The organism is Paenibacillus sp. sgz302115, from assembly GCF_056120445.1.
In genome coordinates this window covers 261,948-282,820 of record NZ_JBVYOK010000004.1, presented here as the reverse complement: position 1 = coordinate 282,820, position 20,873 = coordinate 261,948, and the positions used below count along the sequence as shown (strand labels likewise).

Here is a 20,873-nt window from a genome sequence, read left to right as displayed (position 1 = left end):
CAGTCTAAAAATAAAGACGCTTTGGGGAAGCTGCCCAGAGCGTCTTTAATGAATGACCTAGCTGTTACCATTATCCTGAACTTACTCGCTTACTAAAGCATACGCGGATATTTTACGAATGCGATACGTAATCAGCATCGAGGTCAAGTAGGCAATAATGACAATTGCCACTCCAAACAAACTAATCCACGACGTCGTGATAGTAAAATTCGCCTTCATAATCCCCATAGTACGCATCGCCACTGACATGAGTGGGTTGGTTAGGGTAACTCCAGTTGCGCTTCCGAGCAATACGCCTATAATGATAGGCGGCAAAAAACCAAGCGAGAGCTGATTCATTAGCTGGAAGGTTGTAAAACCAATTGCTTTTTGTATACCCAGTTCACGTTTCTTACGAATAACCGATGAATTAATAACAAAATACAGAACCAGAATCACGACAACTATGGTTATAACCATCATACCAATACCAAGCTTCGAGACAATCGATATGTACATGCCCATGCCATCGTCCATAATTTTATCCATATCTACTGATGTTACGATTGAATCTCCATAGTCGCTTTCAAGCTTGTTTACAAATTCATCAGCTTTACTATTTTTGTTCAAATAGATTTGCAGGCTCATCTGTTTAAAGTCCGGGTTAACCTTAAGGATGCCGTCCCATCTTATAGACACATTCATTCCGCCCATACTCGCACCTTGAGATAAGCCTGTGATCATATATTCGGCCTGCTTAGCGCCGACTTTTATCATTACACGGTCACCGATCTTTTTGTCCATCTTATCCGCTAAGATACCAGCAAGTACAACTTCATTGCTGTGGAGCGGATATCTGCCCTTATAGACGGTATTCGTTTCTTTTGTAGAAAAATCCTCCATCACATAAGCAGTTACATCATAGTTCTCTATTTTAACTTTGGACTCATCAATATACTGGACTTTTCTTACATTCTTCATGTTTTTAATGTTATCAACAAGCTTTGGTTGATCCTTATCCGAATTCAAAACAGCCACCGCATTTGAAAGTTCGACTCCGGGAGTCTTTGCAAATGCCTTTGTATCAATGACGGTGTTATAAAACATCACAGCACCAAATGTACTGGCAAAAGATACAGCAGCAAGGATAACTCCAATCATGAAGCTGTGCTTCCTGCTTTGCAGCATGGATTTAAACCCGAGAACGACCGGCAGGCTGCCTATTGACTTATGAAGCGGCAAATAATTTTTTCTGAAGTTATGGGTTGTGATTCCTCCCCTTAAGGCTACAATCGGATTAAGCTTACGAATTCGTCCCGAAGAAATGAAAGAAACAATGATAACAACGAATAAAATTGTACATAGAATAATACTGCTGATTGCTCCATCGAAGCCTTGCACCCACATGAGCCCGGATTGATGTGCAAAAATATCAGAAAGTACTGGCGTTGTTAAATAGGATAACGATATGCCTGCTATACTGCCAACCAAGGCAATAAGCATGTACTGCATTACAATTGACAATATAATTTGTCTGCTGGTGTACCCGATCGCCCTTAAAGACCCGATTTTGCTCATATCTTCCTCTATGCTGTTCCCAATTCTGAACCGGACCACAATAAGGCATACGATTGCGATAATAAAAGCGAAAGCCATCGCCATTACCGACACCATACTTGACATAAAAGTACGGGACGTTCTCAACCGTTCTATATCCAAGCTGGACAATGTGCTGGTATCTTCTACCATAGAAAGAGTAGCCTTTTGATCTGTTTGTACTAATTCTCTTATCCCTGTTTCAACTTCATTATTTACTTTATTAAGATCAGCAAAAATAAGTGTTGCACTATATTTGTCACCCAGCTTTTGTACAACTTTTTCATAGGTTTCATGGGGCAAATAAGTTCCTAAATTTATAGTATCAAGAGAACTGAAGAAGGCATCTTCTGTAAATCCTTTTATTGTAAATGTAAGGGCTGCATCATCAAATTTCATTTCAACTTTGTCATTCAGCTTGTAGCCACCGTCAATATTCAATACATACGGCACATAAATCGACATTGAATCAGGCGGTAAATGCTCGCCAACAAATTTCCATTTGGAGAAATCACGTTCTTTATCTGCATCATTTAGAATAAAACTCATCTCGCGTGTATCATCATTATAAGGGATGGATGCCTGAGCCCATATTGCTTCCTCTTTTTGCATGTTTGATACATTTTTATTATTTCTGATGTACTTATCTACCTCTCCGTTATATAAATGACTTGGCATGATATAGTACACATCAGTTGTCTTAAGCTCTTTGGTGACTTTTTCAAAAAAACTGCCAAAATTCACAAACACGAGCGAGCCCGCATTTAACAGCAATCCGGCAATGAGGAACATTAGCAACAGTGAAACCGTGTGTCCTTTGGTTTTTCGTATATTTGCAAAGCTGAGCATAACTAATTTCCGCAAATTCACCACCCCATTTCAGAGAGGAAGGCCTGAAGCTTGTCGTGCCGCTCCCTGTCGCCGCTTACGTATTTGCCCAAGTTGCAAATGCCATGAATAACACCGTCACGCATATATAAAATCCGGTTTCCTCTTCTTGCAGATTTCAAATCATGGGTAACCATAATGATGCTTTGCCCTTTGCTGTTCAGGTCGGTCAGCACATCAAGCACCGCTTTACCGGACGCGGAGTTAAGGGCACCTGTAGGTTCATCGGCAAAAACAACCTTTGGCTGGTTGATTAATGCACGCACAATCGCAGCACGCTGCGCTTCTCCGCCAGATAATTGGGTAGGAAATTTCCGCCAAATCGTTTCGGTTAATCCAACCTGCGTAAGCAGCTCTTTTGCTCTTGCAGTGATAGATTTTCTGTCTTTACTAACAAGCAGTCCTGCGGCAATAACATTATCCAAGATACTCATATTATCGAGCAGGAACATTTGCTGAAATACAAATCCGCAATTTAATCTGCGAAAAACCGCCAGCTTATCATTGGACAGCTTGGCGATTTCCTGGTCCAAGTATGTAATGGAGCCGAGCGTCGGCTTATCCATACCCGATAAGGCATACATGAGCGTGGATTTCCCCGCGCCGGATGAACCCATGATGACAGTGAAGTCCCCGGACAATATCTCCAAATCAAGATTTTTAAGAACATGCTGCTGCATGCCTCCGCTTGAAAACGATTTGCTAAGCTTATCGGTTGTGATAATTACTTGACTCATAATTTGCCCCCCTAATAAAAATAAGACTGTTCTATTTACAGTCTTATCTTAGCTTATATATTCTTAACGGGTCTTTAATCAGTTCTTAACCAATTCTAAAATCTTTTTACGCGATATGTAATCTTAAGATCACCGCAAAGCCGCCATCCATATTCCTGCAATTGATATCTCCGGACATTTTGTTCATCAGATATTTGGATATGTACAAGCCAAGCCCTGTTCCGCTTTTGCCCACCGAATTTTTGGCACGATAGAACTTATTGAATAACAGCGGGATTTCCTCCCGGGAGACCCCATGTCCGTAGTCCTTGAACTCGATCTCCAGATATTTCCCTTTGATGCTTGCCATTACACCAATGGATGTACCTGCGTATTTGTAGGAGTTGCTTATTACATTGTCAATGACCTGCAACAGCCGCAGCATATCTACGAGCACAATACATTCAGGGATAGACGATATAGTAGCCCTGTTATTATAGTCAACATTTTTGATTACATCCCCCAGCACAGCACTTGACTCCTCCGTTACTGTAACGTTCAGCTCCTGTAACTCTTCTAATGTGGCAGTGAACATATTTGTGATCAGTGTATTGATCTGGTCAGCTTTTGAATTAATTACTTCAAGCTGGCTGATGTCATCTTCATTAGCAGATTTCATAATCATTACCTCGGAGACAGCCTTGATGGAGGCGACTGGTGTTTTTATATCATGGCTGAGTGAGGCTACCAGCTCCTTTTTGCTCTGATTGGCTATTCTTTCGTTCTCGCGCGCTTTCGCAAGCTCCTCTCTCATTAAGTCGAAGCTTTCTGCGAATGCACCGAACCCATTGCCTTTTTCCATTTCGAGCGGCATGTCCAGCTTGCCCTCTGCCACATGACGTGCAAAGGCCTGCAGCTTACGAAACGGACGAAAAATTGATCTGTCGATGTATTCCGCATAGATAAGACAAAACAAAATGATAAAAAACATGATTACTCCAAAAAGAATAAGCAGGTTATCCCTGTATTGCATCCACAGCTCACTTGTATTATTAAAAATAATTATTTTTCCCAAAACCGTGCCATCCCGCGTAATATCCACAATCGTATCCCGATTATTGATGGCAGAGTTAACATCCTCACTTAATCCGCGCCTTGTGGCCCCGATCAGCTCCCCACGGCTATCCAGTACAGTATATTCCAGGCTGTATTGACGTCCTGGCAAGTCTGACTGGTCCAGACTGTCCCAATGCTCAACAAGCGATTGTGTAATATCATTCACAGCAACAACATCAATTCCTGCTTCATTTAAGCTGCGAAAAACAAAAAGAATTACACTGATGCCAATGAATAGAATGGCTACCGCCAAGCCCGTTATCTTTTTGATGTTCATCTTCCACCCCTAGTTGGCCTCAAATACATAACCGGTTCCCCATATCGTCTTAATATAGCGCGGCTCATTTGGGTTTACCTCAATTTTCTCCCGCAGCTTACGGATGTGGACATTTAGGGTTCCATCACTGGTGATAGCGTCGTTCCAAACGTTAGAGAACAATTCCTCTTTGGCAAGAGGGCGGTTTTTGTTCTGGATTAAATAGGCAAGCAGCTTGTATTCCATAGCCTTTAATTTAATTTCGCTGCCATCGTTCCAGAGCTTTTCCGTAACAAGATCCATTTTAAAGCTCCCAAAGCTTAAAACCTCAACATCGCCCCTATACCTTTTCAATACCGCTTTTACTTTAGCCAAAATAATGCTGAGTGCATACGGCTTCTGGATATAGTCGTCTCCACCGATATTTAGGGCAAGCAGCACATCATCGTCACTTGTTCGTGCACTTATGAACAAAATAGGTATATTCGTCGAATTCCGCAGTTTTTTGCATATTTCAAATCCGGAGGATTGCTCCCCAATATTAATATCCAGCAGGACTAAGTCGGCTTCATGCTCTGCAAAAAAATCAAAGCACGCCTGTTCATCTGCTGCCCAAAAGGTTTTCACTCCGCACATATTCAAGTATTCGCAGGTGCTTTTCGACAGCGCTTCTTCATCATCAACGATTAGACAGTCGTATTTAATCATCCATTTTCCTCCACAAATATAACTTGAATAACAAAAGCTATTATACCATGTAGAATAGAGCGCCAAAATTAAAGACACCTTGGGGAAGAGGTCCCAAAGCGTCTTCTGGATTAAATCCTATTTACTCTTCCCAAATAATATCACCATACACTAACCCTCTTGTACCGGTTGCAACGTAAATCCGTCCGAACACTCTCGGGTCGCCTGTTATGGAGCGGATATCACCGTATTGATGGTTGTCGTCATTAATCCGCTTCCAGCTTGCGCCCCCATCATGGGAACGATAGAAGCCATACTCTCCTTGGATCGTTCCGCTGGTGAACAGCGTTTGGATATCGCTTCCTTCGCTTGGCTTGCCAAGCCCGATTCTTTTGATCACGTCGCCAGCCCTCGAAACTCTATGCCCAGAAAAGACATGCTGCGCACGATCATAGGCCACCCGCCAAAGCCCATACTGCTGCATAGCCATCCAGATTACCCCTTCTTTGCCGGACTCGAGCCTAATCTCGTAATGCTGCTCACTGTCGATCCCGGCAAGATCAACTTCAGGAAATCCATCCGGCGCTTTCAGTTGATGAAAGCTTTTGCCCTTGTCCAGACTGACATAGAATCCCTTACCATTGGTGTTGTCACTAAAACCGTAGAAAAGTTCAGGATTAACACGATCAGACATAACCTTAAAGGGCAACGAATCCCGATCAAGAATGTTCCCTTCCCGATCATATACTTGAGACTTATTCCAGGTCTCTCCGAAGTTATGCGTATAGACCAATCTGGATGCATACACCGGAAGTCCCAGCACCCAGAGAATCGCCCTTCCGTCGGCAGATATGGCAGTCCAGCCCGAGGTCACGTTAGGTGTCTGCAAGTAACGGACCCAGTAATCCACAGCTTCACCAAGGCCAACAGGATTGCTTAATTGCTCCCATGTGCGGCCTTGATCCCTCGACAGGATCAGCCCCCCTTTGGTCTTCCCTTTCCAGTTCCCTCGGGGTGTTGTCACTAACAGATTAGGATTGCTGTCGGGATAATCCGCGTTCATGGCCGTAATCCATCTGTCTTGATTATGGTTGGCAAAAGTATTCTCCGCCGGCTGATCCAGATCGGTAAATACAAAGCCGCCATAATCGCCAATGATATCAATCAATTGAACATCACCAGCCGGTGGAGAGTAAATGTTCAAGTGAACGGTTTCTTCGACGCCTGTATCGCAGCAAGCCCAGGTCACTGTCTCATCCTGATCCGCCCCAGTCAAGTCCATCGTCATAAATATGCCGGCACCGGTATTAAACAGCGCCATATCGCTGTTGAACGGATTGATTTTCACATCTGCCATCCAGTGGATCAGGGAATCATTGCCGTTATATTCGGGCTTCTGATAAGACACATTAAAATCAATCTTCCCGATATTCAGCCCCGACATGATCGGCTTCCACGTCAGTCCATAATCGGTAGAACGATAAATCGTGTCCGGTGAGGCCGTGATCGTCGAGCAGATCAAGGTTCCTGGAATTTGTGAATCTACACAGATTCCGCTAATCCCGTAACCCCGCCTGCGCTCCGGCGCCTCCGGGTCATGGAAATGAGGTTCCACGATGCTCAGAGGTGTAACATCCAGCGCTTCTACGACATCTCCATTGCTATCCAGCTCATAGCGGACAAGAGCTCCATCATAACATTTTCCCGTATCGCAGCCATAGCTGTTCCAATTCGACCATCCAATGTTATACGCGGCATAAGAAATATATAAGTATTTTCCGCTAAAAGCAGCCCGTTGTCCCACATACCCGGGATAATCCGTAGAGCCGCCAATAACCGGTGACGGTTCTCCTGCTAAAGGCTGAAAGGTGACTCCCGAATCATGGCTGATATACACGCTCTGCCCGCGAACGTTGTTACCGGGGGAGCCTTGCTGGCCGCTCGTAGCCACGACAATCCGCTTGGAGGCACTGCCCCTAACACCGCTGGTAGAATCAATTTCTACAAAAGCGATATTCGTTTCCGGGACTTTACCCGGAGAAGCTACCGCAAGCCTGGTCCAGGTTTTGCAGCGGTCCACAGTTTTCCATAAGCCATCTTCCATCGTACCCATATACAGAATATTCGAGTCATTTGGATCTACAACCAACCGCTCCCCCGTGGAACGGCCTGGGGCATTTCCATGAATCGTCGCCGTATTCCCTTGTTCGTCAATAACAGGGGGGTCGAAGTACACCCAATGTGCACCGTAGTCATCGGAAAAAGCAATTTTATGCGTAGGATACAGCCCTACCATGACATAAATGTAGCTTGGGTTTTGCCGGTCAAGCGCAATGGCAAGGGGGTAGGTTTCCCACATATTCGGATCGGTTGCATGATCGATCAGCGATACCCAGGATTTATTCTGGAAATCGAACCGATAAGTACCGCCGATATCCGTTCGGCAATACAAAATATCCGGGACCGTAGGATGAAAAACAAATCCGGTAACAAATCCGCCTCCCGGCACGGATATCGACTTATAGCTGTATTTTCCACTTTCCTTTAGCATTCCTATATCTCCTTTCAGGGCTAACGGCGCTATTCATAAATAGGAAGGCTCTTATCCGCTCTTACGAACAACGGAATTTCATTGACCGGCGCATCGACGGTAACGGTTTGGCCGCCTTGCAGGACCTCATTCGTTTTGGCGTTTTTCCAGCTTTGGTGCTTGGGAAGGTATACTTCCCGGCTCCGCTGTCCCAGTTCGAATATAGGAGCTACCAGAATATCCGGGCCAAACATATACTGCGAATCCGCAGTCCAGCACGCCGCATCTTCAGGGAATTCGTAGAACATCGTGCGCATAACTGGCGATCCTTTTTCATGGGCCACTGCCATGCACTCTCTAATATAAGGACGCAGTCTCTCGCGCATTAGAATATATGCTTTCATGATTTCATAATTCTCTTCACCATAGCTCCAGATCTCATTATCGCTGCCGGTCATCATCTGGCTTACCCCGTCAATAACGGCCTGCTCGGGTTCAATGTGCGGAACGCGTTCCCCATGCAGACGGAATACAGGAGTAAACACGCCAAAGGCAAACCAGCGCACCAGCAGCTCCTGAAAGCCGGGATCTTCAACATGTCCGCCCAAAAATCCCCCAATATCCGTTGTCCACCAAGGAATCCCCGCGATCCCCATATTGAGGCCGATCTGCAATTGCTCCCTCATAGCTCTGAAGGTAGAGGAAATGTCCCCCGACCAGATCAGCGCGCCATACCGCTGAGCCCCTGCCCAAGCGGAGCGCACCAGATTGCAGACTCCCTCCTGGCCTTCCGCCGTCATTCCATCATAATAACCTTTGGCATACATCAGAGGATAGATGTTCGTACACTGCAGCGCCGGTCCCTGGTAATACCGGTAGAGGTCAAAATCGTAAGGGCCGTACTCAGGTTCAGCTTCGTCGAGCCAGAATAAGCGGACTCCCTTGTCATAGTAATTCTTTTTGCACACCTGCCAGACATAATCTCTTGCCCCAGGATGTGTAGCGTCAAAAAAGACCGTCTCCCCCATCCAGTTCATATTAATGTTCATACCTCTATCGGCTGAGATTAAATATCCCTCGCTGGACATAGGGCCATAGTTCTCTGAGCGGCTATCTATGGTCGGCCATACCGATACCATCAGCTCGATGTCCATTTCCTTCAATTCTGCAATCATAGCTTCAGGATCAGGCCAGTCTCTCGGTTCGAACTTGAAATCACCTTGCTTCGTCCAGTGAAAGAAATCCACCACAATGACGTCAAGGGGAAGACCGCGCCGTTTATATTCTCTGGCTACGTTAAGCAGTTCTTCTTGAGAGCGGTAGCGAAGCTTGCACTGCCAAAATCCCAAGCCGTATTCAGGCATCATCGGCGCTTTCCCTACAGCATTTGCATATTGCTCCTCGATTTGTGCAGGTGTTGCCCCGGCGGTAATGAAATAATCCAGCTTCTTCGTACTCTCTGCCACCCACTCCGTACGGTTTGTACCAAAAGTGACCGTTCCAATCGCCGGATTATTCCACAAGAGCCCATACCCGCGGCTGGACAGCATAAACGGAACGCTGGCTTGGGAATTGCGGTGGGCCAGCTCCAGCGTTGCGCCTTTTTTGTTCAGCACCTTCTCCTGGTATTGGCCAAGCCCGAAAATCTGCTCGTCCTCAAACGCTTCAAAACGTAAGGTCAGCCTGTAATCGCTTGTGCCGGTAAGAGGCTTCAGCTCTCTTCCTTCAATTCGCAGCGGAGCACAGTACCGGTCAATCCGGTTTCTGTCACGCCAATATTCTTCCGTAAGCAGTTGTCCGTCACTGTTCCTAAAAGAGAGCCAGCCTTCCGCATTAAAGGAAGCAATGATTTCACCATTTTGAATGGAAGCGATTTCACTTTTGACTGTACGCTTGGCCTTTTCTGACTCTGGTATCCACGGTTCAATCAGTTCGATCTCATCAATGGTGATAACAAGCGAAGTTGCGGCGGGCGTGTCCAGCAATGCCCAGTCATTCGGGTCCATCGTGGCTTCTTTTGACATTCGGACGCGCAGGGAATTCTCGCCCCAAGGTTCGATCCATATTGTCTCTGCACCCGATTTTCCGATCAAGCGATTTCCGATTCTGCTGAATTTCATTATGCCCCTCCTTCTAACATACAAAATTTGGTGCTATAGTTGTATTATATTCATTGTTTTCACTCAATTCTTTAAGTAAATTGCTAATGATTAACACAATATTCCGATTATCGAAACAAAGAGGAGATAGTATGAAGCCCAAAATGTTCTTGAAAGAAAAAGCAGTTCACGGGACAGCCCTTCTTCCGGTTGCAATTCATCATTTAAGCTATCCTCCGAATGCAGGCAACTTTTTTTTCCTTCACTGGCATTATGAATTTGAGTTTCTTGTGGTTCTCCAGGGCGCAATCGTATATACCATTGAGGATGAAGAATATTGTGTTATGGCGGGAGAAGGATTGTTTGTTCCATCAAATCAGCTTCACGCTGCCAGATCATATGATGGGATGCCTTGCGAAGCCTGCGTTGTGGTGTTTCATCCGAACCTGTTCAGCGATAACAAGCAGGGATCTGCCTACTCCAAATTTGTATATCCGCTCCTGAAGGGCGATATCGAATTTAAAAAGGTTCTAAAAAGCGGTGAGGTATGGCAGCAAACGGTGATTGAACGCATGAAGGAAATCGACTCCCTGCAGGATTATGGCCTGCATGACATCGAATTGCTGCTCAAAAGCAAGCTGTTTGAAATCTGGCATTACTGCTACCAGAATGCAGCACCTGCCGCCTCCCACTCCAGAGACAGCAAAAACTATAAAATAGAGCGAATGCAGCCAGTCCTGGCTTATATTCAGGCAAATTATAAAGAGGAGATTTCGTTAAAAGATTTGGCCGACATCCTTCCGATGAGCGAGGGGCAATTCTGCCATGCGTTTAAGGAGGTGATGAACATGCCGCCCATTGCCTACGTCATACGCTACAGGCTTTTGCAAAGCTGTTCGCTGCTAATGGAGACGGATTGGAAAATTGCCGATATTGCGAAAAGTGTAGGTTTTAACAATATCAGCTATTTTAACAGGGAATTCTTCAAAGCCATCGGATGCTCCCCGAGTAAATACCGGAGGGAAGGCGTTTAATAGAAAAAGCAACCACATGTTGGTCATGTGATTGCTTCCGTTTAACGTTTTTCGATCATCCCCAGGTAGCGGTCAAGCTGCTCCTCCTCCAGCGAAGCGATCATATCAGCAAAGGGCTTCAAATTCCGATCCACGGCATAGGCTTCCAGAGCAATAAAATAATCCAGTCGGCTTTCTTTGGCAATGGAAACAGGTAAAAAGCCGTTCACCATCAGTTGGTAGTTCATAATCAGCCGTGAGGTTCTCCCGTTCCCATCCGCAAACGGATGAATTCGGACAAACTCCGCATGCGTCCAGGCCGCGAGCTCAATTACGTCGGTGGCATCTCTTTCCGACAAATCAGCATAAAAATTCTTCACTTGGCGGTACATTTCACTAGGTACAGGCGGCGTGTGGGCCGCTCCAGAAATATATACTTCTACATTCCGGTAGATGCCGCCCACCATAATATTTTCCATCAGAATGGCATGAATGTCTTTAATGATGTTTTCATCCAGGGGCAATCCCTGTGTAATGCTTGCCTTTACATACTGATAAGCCTTGTTATGATTAATGACCTCATAGATCTCCCGCAGTCTTTTTCCGCCCACAGACAGGGCATCTTCCAGGATTACCTTGGTTTCCAGAAGCGTCAAGGTGTTGCCTTCAATCGCTGTGGAGTTATGCGTATACTCCAGTTCGAATGCCCGCACATAGCTTTGGACTGTAACTTCCGGGAGTGTGTCTTTAGCCTGTTCATACAGGGCTTTTTTGCGCAGCAATTCTGGATACTTCACTCTGCCCACTCCTCTCCCTATAATCTGATAAAACCTTGTTAATTATTATTACCACATTTTATGTATCGGAAGTCAATTCAAACCTGGAGGCGGCACTAGCCTTCCTGAAATCATGGGCTTGTAGTGTAGGAACACATCGCTAAACTGAATATAACGGCGCCGTAAATAAAACGAATAGGAGATTTACAACCCGTTCTCTGGAACGCCCAAATCCGATAGCTCTTACAGTATATAGCCGAGAAAGCCCAACGTCTTCAGGCATGGGATGAATCGGCTTAGGACAAGGACTGTCTTTGGACAGCTTAATTGTCCTACATGGTTTGATCTGATATAATCAAAACAGGTGTTCGCTCTTTTGAAAACAGCATAGATATGCGGTTGCTCGGACATAAAGAAGACTTTCCGAGCGTAAAATCTATGAAGTCCGTCACGCCAAAGACGTTAAAACATCTGACCACCCACCTGTGATTGATGGTAACAGTCAATCAGCCTGGATAGCTATAGGCTCTGATCCAGGACGAGCTAATGAGCTAGCTCTTGACTTAGCAGTCTGCACAAAACAGAAATGGCTTGCGTGCGTTAACTAGCTAGGAATCCCACGGCTTTAGCCGTGTTGGAGGCTCAATTCAAGCCCATATTGGACATAACATCCACCTTGCTGGCGTTTTCATACCATGCGTTGACCTCTTCCGTAATTTGGGTACCGCCTTTTTCGTTCCATTGTTTTACAAAATCATCATAAGCGCTGAGCGGCTCCTTGCTGTAGATAATCTTGGTGAAGGTTTCCTTTTCCATCGTCGTAAGCTGCTCCCATGAGCTTTGCATCGTCTTGGTTGGCGGACCGTTGAACGCGCTTGGCAGCAAGGACTCACTGTTCTTATAAGAAATCACATAACCGTCCTTCATCGTCTGATCCAGTGCATCCGATCTCATCAGCACTCCGGTATCCGCCTTGGCGCCATTCGCAAGCTCATCGAAGGATTTCCCCGGACCATCGACACTAGGCGTATTTTTGGTGAATGCCATCTTCCCTACCCCTTGGACAGCATCCAGAGGCGTGTTAAATTTCTTGGAGTCAAAGGTAACCTTGCCGTCCACAATGTCATAGTCATAGCCTTGAGCATAACCGTATTTGAAGTCCCCGGTACCAAAGGCGGCATCGTACAGCTTGTCATAATAGAGGAAGAACGCTTCCATATTATTGAAGTCTTTATTGAACATGAACACACCGTCATTCAATTGACCCGATTGATAAGTCTTGTCTCCGCTAACCCCATTGATCGTTGGATAAGCGCTGATTTTCGCACCCTTAACATTGGCTTCAACGTCTTTCACGCTGCCATACAGCCAAGGACGGCCAATAATAATCCCAGCTTTGCCTTCGGTAAAGTCAGCGAGAGCATCCCAAGCGCCCTGAGTCGCCAATTCTTTATTCAAATAACCCTTCGAATACCAGTCGCGGAGTTTGGCCAGCGCTTCCTTATTGCCTTCCGCCACCGACCCGTAGGTAAGTTTGCCGTTCTCTTCATGCCATGAGCCCGGAAGATTCTTGCCGGTAAATGCGCTGAAGATCATAACCGGGTCGCTGACCCAACCAGTGTTGTATGAATCTTTACCGGAGAAATCAAACCCGTAGGTATCCTGTTTGCCGTTTCCGTCCGGATCATCATTCGTGAAGGCGGCAATTACCTTTTCAAATTCATCAATCGTCGTTGGAGCTTTCAGCTTCAATTTATCCAGCCAATCCTGGCGGATCAGCATCACTTCACCTTCGGTCAGGTTGGGGGAAATCGCCATGCCGTACACCTTGCCGTCCTGGATCACCGGATTGAACGTGGTTGGATACTGCTTATAGATTTCTTTTAACCGGTCCGGCATATATTTCTTGATGTCTTCAGTGATGTCCTTGACCAGTCCTGATTGAATCAAATCATTCTCCAGCGAAGTATCATACACAGGCAGAACATCCGGGAGCTTCTCGGAGCCGGTGAGCGCGAGCCGCAGCTTGGTGTTATACTGAGCCGCATCACCGCCCAGCAGCGTCGTTTCAACAGTGATCCCGAGATTCTTGGTCCCCCAGCGGGTCAGCACATTATCGTTCAGGCTTTCGCCATTGATATATTTGCCGGCATTTTCGTCCAGTTGCTTCGCGATGGTGATCTTGATCGGCGGATCATATTTGCCGTCTTTAAGCGTTGCCTCGGCTGCCGAATTCGACCCTTTATTGTCCGAAGAACAGCCTGCAAGCAGTCCTGTCATCAGCAGTAAAGCGGAGAGCGTTATTCCTGTCTTTTTCATAAATTAGGCCCCTATTCTATTAAGTAATTTGGTTATTCCTTCACGGCTCCCAGCACAATCCCTTTGACAAAATATCTCTGCAAGAAGGGGTACACCAGAATAATCGGCAATGTGCTGATGAAGATTTGTGCGGCCTTTATGCTTTGCTCCGACATCGCTGCCGCCTCTGACTGGCTCATGGCCATGCTCTGGGCATTGCTCTGGACAACTACCGTCTGCAAAAAGGAGGCGAGTGGATACTTGGTCGTATTGGACATATATAAGATCCCGTCAAACCATGAATTCCAGTGCCCCACCATGATAAACAAGCCAACGGTAGCCAGGCCGGGGAGGGACAGCGGAAGATAGATTTTGCGGAAAATACCGAAGAAGGAAGCTCCATCAATGAATGCCGCCTCTTCGAGCGCTTTGGGAATCGTTTTGAAAAAATTCATAATCAGGATCAGGTTATACGCTCCAAAAGCACCCGGAAGCACCAGCGACCAAATCGTGTCCTTGAGTCCAAGCTTAGTGACCAGGATATAAGAAGGAATCAAGCCGCCGGAGAACAGCATCGTGAATACGAAAATCCACATCAGCGCATTGCGCCCGCGAAAATCCTTGGATAAAGCATAACCTGCCATCGTAATGATCAGCATCCCGATTGAGGTGCCCAGAACCGTTCTAACCACTGAAATTTGCATGGAGCCCGTGAAATTCGAGTTTCTAAATGTTTTGGCATAAGCATCCGTATTAAAATCAACCGGCCAGAAGGATACCAGGCTGCCGTTGACCGCCGCCTTGCTGCTGAAGGATTGCGCCAGCAAATGGAGCAGCGGCAGAAAACACGATAATGCGATGAGAATCAGAAAGAAATAATTAAATACCGAGAATACCTTATACCCCTTGGACTTATGATACACACTCCTTCCTCCTTTCTAAAAAATTTTGTAGTTGGCGGCCTTATAGGCTATCCGGTAGGAAATGACGATCAAGATAAAGCTGATGCCTGACTTGAACAAGCCGACGGCGGTACCGAAGCCATATTGTCCGTTCAGCAGGGATGAGCGGTACACATAGGTATCAATAATGTCCCCCGTGCTGTATACAAGCGGATTGTACAGGTTGAAAATCTGGTCAAAGCCCGCATCGAGAACGCTGCCAAGACTTAACGTGGCAATTACAATGATCATCGGCATCATGCCGGGCAGCGTAACATGCCGGATCTGTTGTCTCCGCGAAGCACCATCTATTTCAGCCGCTTCATAGTAGGAAGGATCAATCCCTGTAATGGTGGCTAAATAGACAATCATGCCAAATCCAAAGTTTTTCCATAAGTCGCTGATAATAATGGTAGGTCTGAATAACGCCGGGTCTCCAAGAAAGAAGATCGGCTTCGTTCCAAAGATGCTGGTCAGCAAATGATTAATCCCGCCGTCAAGCCCCAGAATATCAATCATGATCCCTGCTATCGTTACCCAGGACAGAAAGTGTGGCAGATACACCAAGGTCTGAATGCTTTTCTTGGTTCCGACATGGCGGATTTCATTAAGCAGGATTGCCATGATAATTGGAACGATAATCCCCACGATGATCTTGATGACTGCAATAATAAGAGTGTTGATGATGGCCTGCGTCGATTCCTCGTACTGGAATATTCTCGCGAAGTTATCCATCCCGATCCAGGCTGAGCGGGTGATGCCAAGCCAGGGCTTGTAGTCCTGGAATGCTATGACGAGACCAACCATCGGACCGTAGGCAAAGATCAGCACAAAAATCAAGGCCGGGAGACATAACACATATAAAGGCCAATGCTTCTTGACTTCCTTTCTCCACGGATTTTTTTTAGCTTGGGCATTCATCACCTGAGTAATTTCCCTTACCCCCTTTTTACCATTCCCTGTAGTCTGTTTCTTTTCAAGGTTCATGATAGCAAAGGCGCTTTCATTCTAAAATGTCTCAATCTAAACATCATAGCCAATGATTTAATCACTTTATAAGCGCTTTCATTTTATCGGACGCATTAGGCTTTTCTTTTGGAATTTAGGGTTTATTATATTCATATACCTTACTGGGGAAGTGTTCATCATCAGAAAAGTAAATATGAAGCGCTTTATATACTTCTTCGTTTTTTTCCTTCTGCTTACCTTGGGCTTGTTCTTTATTCTGAACTCCTTGGGCACAAAAACCATTCAAGAGAGCTTGATCAATGCCTCCAAAAACCAGCTTGCTTATACAGAGAGCATTGTTGATGGTGTAGTATCGGAAGCCAGTCTGTACGGCATTCAGTTCACAGCTGACAACTCCGTGCGTTTCTATCAGAGCCGGATACAGGATTTAAGCAACTATGATGCCCAGATGAAAAAAAATGATATTTTTGACCGGATCTCTGAGCCCCTTCTCTCCAGTCAAGCCATTGAATCCATCGGGATCTATTGGCGGGCCGAGGGTACTTTTATCTCCACTGGACATAATCCGCTGGATAAGCTGCCTTTTGAGAAGGTAAAGCGCCGGGGGTGGCAAACAGTCAATAACAGCCTGTATTATTTCTCTGTCTATCCGTATATCCATCAGCCCAAGAATCCGGCCAATATTCAATATGTTGTAGGCGTTAAGCTGAATACGGATTATCTCACCAGTCTGCTGAACAAGGCGGTGAACGGCGAAAGCTCCAATGCCTTTTTTCTCGTAAACAAAAGCATCCTGCTCAGCGACAAAGCGGTGGACCGCACAATCGAACAGAAGGCTAAGGGAACGATAACACCTGATCCGCAGAATATTTTAAAATTTGATTATCATATCAACCATGAAGATTATTATGTCTTGTCCAAGTACATCGAGCCTATCGACACCTATCTCGTTACCTACACACGGGTGAGTGAATTAATGAATCCGCTCTACCTGCAGCAGCAGGTTTTCTTCGTGAGCATTCTGGTCATTCTGATCATCGGCCTTATCGTCATTCTCATGTTCTACCGGAATTTTTTCAGGAATGTGTATTTGCTGGATAAGAAGTTCAATCAAGTGGAGGCTGGGAACTACAGCACCCGAATCAGCGCTAACCCGGTCAATGAGTTCCATAATCTCTTTAAAAGCTTCAACCACATGGTCAGCAAAATCCAGACCCTGTTCGCATCCCTGAAAATTGAAACAGAGCTAAGAAAGAACGCGGAAATCAAGCAGCTTCAGGCGCAAATCAATCCGCATTTTCTGTATAACAGTCTGTTCTTTATTATGTCGATGGCTAAGTCCTCACCGGAAGCTGTCATGCAAATGAGCAAGCATCTCGCCGAGTACTACCGCTATTTGACCAAACTGGATGCGCATGATGCCACACTCAGGTCTGAATTGCAGCTTGCCGGGCATTATCTGTCCATCATGTCGCTTAGCAAAAAAATCCAATATGAAATTAATTTGCCGCCCGAGCTGGGGGAGCACCGCATTATGCCGCTTATTATTCAGCCTATTGTTGAAAATGCGATTCAGCATGGGATTGAAGAGCGCCAGGGCGCCTGCCGCATTTCCATAGATATCAAAGCTCTCGATGACGGGGCGCTCATTATTATTGCCGATGACGGCAAAGGGCTGACGCCTGAAGGCATGCAGCAGCTTGATGACGCAGTCAAGCAGGAAACGCCGCCTGAAGGAACCCGGGGAATTGGCCTCTGGAATATCAATCAGCGGTTAATCAATGCGTATGGTCCGCTAAGCGGGCTAAGATTTTTCAATAATGACTGGGGAGGCTTGTCGGTACTGATTTACATTGACTTTTCACTTGATGGGGGCGGGGCAGCATGAGACTGTTAATCGTTGATGACGGATTTTATATCGTGGAATATTTAAAGCATCTGCTGGATTGGACCAAATACGGGGTTGACCACATCGAGACCACCACCAACTCCATTGAAGCTAAGGAGATTCTGGATCAGGGCCAGACAGATATTCTGATTACGGATATTCGTATGCCCGAGGTCTCCGGCCTTGATCTTCTGGAACATGTGAATAAGCATATGCTCAGAACAAAGGTGATCATCCTGTCCGGTTATTCCCAGTTTGATTATGCCCAAAGCGCCATCCGTCTGGGGGCGCTCGATTATTTGCTGAAGCCGGTGGATAAAGAGGATATGGAGAAGGCCATGCAGAGTGTTGTTAAGCACATCGGTGAGACTCCCCCGGACAAGGAGGAGCTTGATGGAATGGGTTATTTGCTGTCCGCCATCAGCGAGCAGCAGCAGCCGGCCAATCCTTACAGCAGCGATAATTATTCCTTGAACAATCGAGCCTTCTGTTTTTTTCAAGTTCCAGGTGCCGGGGGGCAGGCTGAAATCACGCTTAGAGACAACTCTGATGGTCTGGAGGCTTTTATTTGGCGGACGCCGTCTGGATTGGCAGGGCTTGTCTTAACCAGCAGAATGAACAGTCTGCAAGACAAGGTGGAGCATATTCAATTTTCCCAAAGCTTTGAGCTGTCCAAAAGAAATACGGTACGCCATCATTTTTATAGCTTTTTCCATCATGAGGATATGGCTGCCAGTGACTTTGCCCGATTGAAGGATTGGAATTTACCCGTCAAATTTGATGCTGCGCAGTGGGAGCTTGTGCGGAAAAATATGCTGAAGAAATTCGCCCAATTGACCACCAGAAAACAAAAGCTGCTCTATCTTCTGGAATTCGTTCATTCTGTATATTATGCATCCGACTCCTTGCAGCCTGCCCAGGTTGCGGCCTTACTATTCCATCAACTGTCGGAGCCGGATACGGCTCTTAAGTCCATAATGCAGAGCATCAGTGAATGGAACAAAAGCACCGATTGCGCTAATAATCAGATTGTACATACGATTCAGACCTATATTACCGATCACATCAGCGAATGCCTGAGCCTGGAGGATTTGGGCAAAATCGTACACCTCCATCCTGTATATCTGTCCAAATTGTACAAACAGGAAACCGGTGAAAACCTGTCCGCCTACATTTCCATGAAAAGACTGGAGAAGGCCTCGCAGCTATTAATAGATTCCAGCCTGCACGTAGTCGATATTTCCCATATGGTCGGCTACAAGAAAAACCAGTATTTCATCAAGCTGTTCAAGGATCAATATGGCGTGACTCCTTATCAGTACCGCAGGCAGTATATTAAGTAAGGCTTTGGGCAACTACATTAGTTGAACTATAGATTTTCATATGGGGTCTGGTCGTAACTGCGGGGAATGTTTGGACTTCCGGCCGCTGTTGTCTGCAGATTTCTTCAATTTGTACCGCTGTTCGCGGTGGAAATCCGCAGACAGCCTATGCTTACGATGCCAGCTTTCCTACGGAAAGCTCTCAGGCGGTCGCTACCGCTCCTCCAGTTCCAAACTTCCCCTCCGTCACTTCTGCCCTTTTTATGTTTTCTTTAGTTCATATAGAAAAGAGCCTCTGTTATAGAGACTCTTTTTTGTTCAGCAGCTAAGCTGCGGGCTATTTCTTACTGCGCACTTCAAAAATAGCAAATTTCAAGTAGTGTCCTTCGTTCACGCCGAGAATCTGCGGGTGGTCCTTGCCGGCGGCCCGCCATTCGATGAGGCGCAGCACCTTGCCGGCGTCTTTGGCCGCATCGGCAATCGTCTCCAGGAACAAGTCCGGCTGCATATGGTAAGAACAGCTTGCAGTAACCAGATAACCGCCTTCGTTCACCAGCTTCATCCCGTGCAGATTGATGTCCTTGTACCCGCGAACGGCTCCGGCCACCGCACCCTTCGTCTTGGCAAAAGCAGGCGGGTCCAGGATAACGACATCCCAGGTCCGTCCTCCCCCTGCGGTCATCGGCTTCGCCGTATCAGTCTTCTTGGCTCCCTCAGAACTGCCGGCGGCTGCCCGCTCGGCCCGCTCCTCCAAGCCCTTCACCTGATTGCGCAAATATTGAAACGCATCGTCCACCACAAATTCGACCCGGTCGCTGAAGCCGTTCAGCTCCACGTTGGTCTTGGCGCTCTCAATAGCATGAGCGGAGACGTCAAGACAAGTCACCTTCTTGGCGCCATATTTGCAGGCATGCAGCGTGAAGCTCCCCGTATGGGCAAAACATTCCAGCACCGTCGCCCCATCCCAATACGGGAATGTAACCACCTTGCCGCTTTTGTTCACCGGCAAGGCCATCTTCTGGCCGTCTTCGCCCTCCATCTCCTGCAGCACAATGCCGCTGCGTCCGCCCCAGCCCAGCATCAGCGGAGCGATGGAGGCTCTATTCTCGCGCTGGTCGAAGAAGTAGCCCGTCTTCTGGCCCTCTTCAATATCGACGGTCAGCTTCAGTCCGTTCTCGCTTACCGTCACATGGCGCGGGCATTCTCCATACAATACGCCTGTTGTCTGCTCCAGGCCTTCCAGCTCGCGGACACTGACATCGCTGCGCTCATAAATGCCGCGTGGCGCCATCACCTGAACCAGAGCCTCTACAATCTCAGCACGGCGCTTGTCCATGCCAAGCGTAAGCAACTGAACAACCAGCACCTCGCCGAAGCGGTCCACAATCAGCCCAGGCAGGAAATCCGCTTCCCCGTAAACGAGCCGGTACGCATCTGCCCCCGGCAGGAAGCGTTCTCTATGCCGCAGGCACTGTGTGAAACGCTCCACAAAAAATGCCGTATCCATAGCCGCAAGCGGTCCCTGCGACACAATGCGGACCCGGATTTGCGATGCCGGATTGTAATAGCCTACCGCCAGGAAACGCCCCTGATGATTCAAGACATCCACAAGCCCTCCGGCCTGCGGCTCCCCCTCTACCGAAGCTACCTCCCCTGCATATACCCAGGGATGGCCCTGCTCCAGTCTTTTTTTGCGGTTCTTCTCCAAAGTAACCGATGCCAATGACTTCAACTCCCTTATGATCTGTGAATTTCTCTAATTTGCTGTGAAATGCTGCGATTACATACATGTCCCAATG

The 20,873-nt window shown here is 46.7% G+C and carries 14 protein-coding genes; 3 read left to right on the top strand and 11 right to left on the bottom strand.

The annotated features are described in order from the left end of the window. Positions 1-81: 81 nt before the first annotated feature. The 6 genes from AC0LWN_RS11650 to AC0LWN_RS11625 form a co-directional block, all read right to left on the bottom strand. On the bottom strand, positions 82-2,439 hold the full coding sequence (locus AC0LWN_RS11650; RefSeq protein WP_474665364.1) for an ABC transporter permease: 2,358 nt from the start codon (positions 2,437-2,439) through the stop codon (positions 82-84). A 2-nt stretch (positions 2,440-2,441) separates the two neighbouring features. Then, positions 2,442-3,200, bottom strand: a complete 759-nt coding sequence (locus AC0LWN_RS11645; RefSeq protein ID WP_474665362.1) for an ABC transporter ATP-binding protein — start codon at positions 3,198-3,200, stop codon at positions 2,442-2,444. Positions 3,201-3,306: 106 nt separating this feature from the next. Continuing rightward, complete coding sequence (locus AC0LWN_RS11640) at positions 3,307-4,572, bottom strand: HAMP domain-containing sensor histidine kinase (RefSeq protein ID WP_474665360.1); 1,266 nt, start codon at positions 4,570-4,572, stop codon at positions 3,307-3,309. Between the two features lie 9 nt (positions 4,573-4,581). Continuing rightward, entirely contained in the window at positions 4,582-5,325 is a 744-nt protein-coding gene (locus AC0LWN_RS11635; RefSeq protein ID WP_474665358.1) for a response regulator transcription factor, read from the bottom strand. A gap of 55 nt (positions 5,326-5,380) precedes the next feature. Beyond that, positions 5,381-7,789, bottom strand: coding sequence for a beta propeller repeat protein (locus tag AC0LWN_RS11630; protein WP_474665356.1), 2,409 nt, complete (start codon positions 7,787-7,789; stop codon positions 5,381-5,383). Positions 7,790-7,818: 29 nt separating this feature from the next. After that, positions 7,819-9,888, bottom strand: a complete 2,070-nt coding sequence (locus AC0LWN_RS11625; RefSeq protein ID WP_474665354.1) for a glycoside hydrolase family 31 protein — start codon at positions 9,886-9,888, stop codon at positions 7,819-7,821. 131 nt (positions 9,889-10,019) lie between these two features. Between AC0LWN_RS11625 and AC0LWN_RS11620 the strand changes: the two genes are divergently transcribed. Then, positions 10,020-10,901: an AraC family transcriptional regulator gene (locus AC0LWN_RS11620; RefSeq protein WP_474665352.1), complete on the top strand. Its 882-nt coding sequence runs from the start codon at positions 10,020-10,022 to the stop codon at positions 10,899-10,901. 41 nt (positions 10,902-10,942) lie between these two features. On the opposite strand, the gene AC0LWN_RS11615 is transcribed toward AC0LWN_RS11620, so the two are convergent. The 4 genes from AC0LWN_RS11615 to AC0LWN_RS11600 form a co-directional block, all read right to left on the bottom strand. Further along, complete coding sequence (locus AC0LWN_RS11615; RefSeq protein ID WP_474665350.1) at positions 10,943-11,677, bottom strand: Fic family protein; 735 nt, start codon at positions 11,675-11,677, stop codon at positions 10,943-10,945. 621 nt (positions 11,678-12,298) lie between these two features. Then, positions 12,299-13,975 carry a type 2 periplasmic-binding domain-containing protein gene (locus tag AC0LWN_RS11610; protein WP_474665348.1) on the bottom strand — a complete coding sequence of 559 codons (1,677 nt, stop codon included), beginning with the start codon at positions 13,973-13,975 and terminating at the stop codon, positions 12,299-12,301. A gap of 32 nt (positions 13,976-14,007) precedes the next feature. Further along, positions 14,008-14,877, bottom strand: coding sequence for a carbohydrate ABC transporter permease (locus tag AC0LWN_RS11605; RefSeq protein WP_474665346.1), 870 nt, complete (start codon positions 14,875-14,877; stop codon positions 14,008-14,010). A 15-nt stretch (positions 14,878-14,892) separates the two neighbouring features. Continuing rightward, entirely contained in the window at positions 14,893-15,816 is a 924-nt protein-coding gene (locus tag AC0LWN_RS11600; protein ID WP_474665506.1) for an ABC transporter permease, read from the bottom strand. Positions 15,817-16,057: 241 nt separating this feature from the next. On the opposite strand from AC0LWN_RS11600, the gene AC0LWN_RS11595 reads away from it, so the two are divergent. Together AC0LWN_RS11595 and AC0LWN_RS11590 are read left to right on the top strand one after the other, a co-directional pair. Next, positions 16,058-17,752: a sensor histidine kinase gene (locus AC0LWN_RS11595; RefSeq protein ID WP_474665344.1), complete on the top strand. Its 1,695-nt coding sequence runs from the start codon at positions 16,058-16,060 to the stop codon at positions 17,750-17,752. Further along, positions 17,749-19,095 carry a response regulator gene (locus tag AC0LWN_RS11590; RefSeq protein WP_474665342.1) on the top strand — a complete coding sequence of 449 codons (1,347 nt, stop codon included), beginning with the start codon at positions 17,749-17,751 and terminating at the stop codon, positions 19,093-19,095. The genes AC0LWN_RS11595 and AC0LWN_RS11590 overlap by 4 nt, the downstream gene beginning before the upstream one ends. Positions 19,096-19,411: 316 nt before the next feature. Here AC0LWN_RS11590 and AC0LWN_RS11585 read toward each other — a convergent pair whose 3' ends face one another. Beyond that, positions 19,412-20,797 carry a class I SAM-dependent rRNA methyltransferase gene (locus AC0LWN_RS11585; protein WP_474665340.1) on the bottom strand — a complete coding sequence of 462 codons (1,386 nt, stop codon included), beginning with the start codon at positions 20,795-20,797 and terminating at the stop codon, positions 19,412-19,414. Positions 20,798-20,873: the final 76 nt, after the last annotated feature.

Excerpts from the sequence above, each read along its gene's own strand:
- AC0LWN_RS11645 (WP_474665362.1), bottom strand. The coding sequence starts at position 3,200 with ATGAGTCAAGTAATTATCACAACCGATAAGCTTAGCAAATCGTTTTCA.
- AC0LWN_RS11640 (WP_474665360.1), bottom strand. The coding sequence starts at position 4,572 with ATGAACATCAAAAAGATAACGGGCTTGGCGGTAGCCATTCTATTCATT.
- AC0LWN_RS11630 (WP_474665356.1), bottom strand. The coding sequence starts at position 7,789 with ATGCTAAAGGAAAGTGGAAAATACAGCTATAAGTCGATATCCGTGCCG.
- AC0LWN_RS11625 (WP_474665354.1), bottom strand. The coding sequence starts at position 9,888 with ATGAAATTCAGCAGAATCGGAAATCGCTTGATCGGAAAATCGGGTGCA.
- AC0LWN_RS11620 (WP_474665352.1), top strand. The coding sequence starts at position 10,020 with ATGAAGCCCAAAATGTTCTTGAAAGAAAAAGCAGTTCACGGGACAGCC.
- AC0LWN_RS11610 (WP_474665348.1), bottom strand. The coding sequence starts at position 13,975 with ATGAAAAAGACAGGAATAACGCTCTCCGCTTTACTGCTGATGACAGGA.
- AC0LWN_RS11600 (WP_474665506.1), bottom strand. The coding sequence starts at position 15,816 with ATGAATGCCCAAGCTAAAAAAAATCCGTGGAGAAAGGAAGTCAAGAAG.
- AC0LWN_RS11595 (WP_474665344.1), top strand. The coding sequence starts at position 16,058 with ATGAAGCGCTTTATATACTTCTTCGTTTTTTTCCTTCTGCTTACCTTG.
- AC0LWN_RS11590 (WP_474665342.1), top strand. The coding sequence starts at position 17,749 with ATGAGACTGTTAATCGTTGATGACGGATTTTATATCGTGGAATATTTA.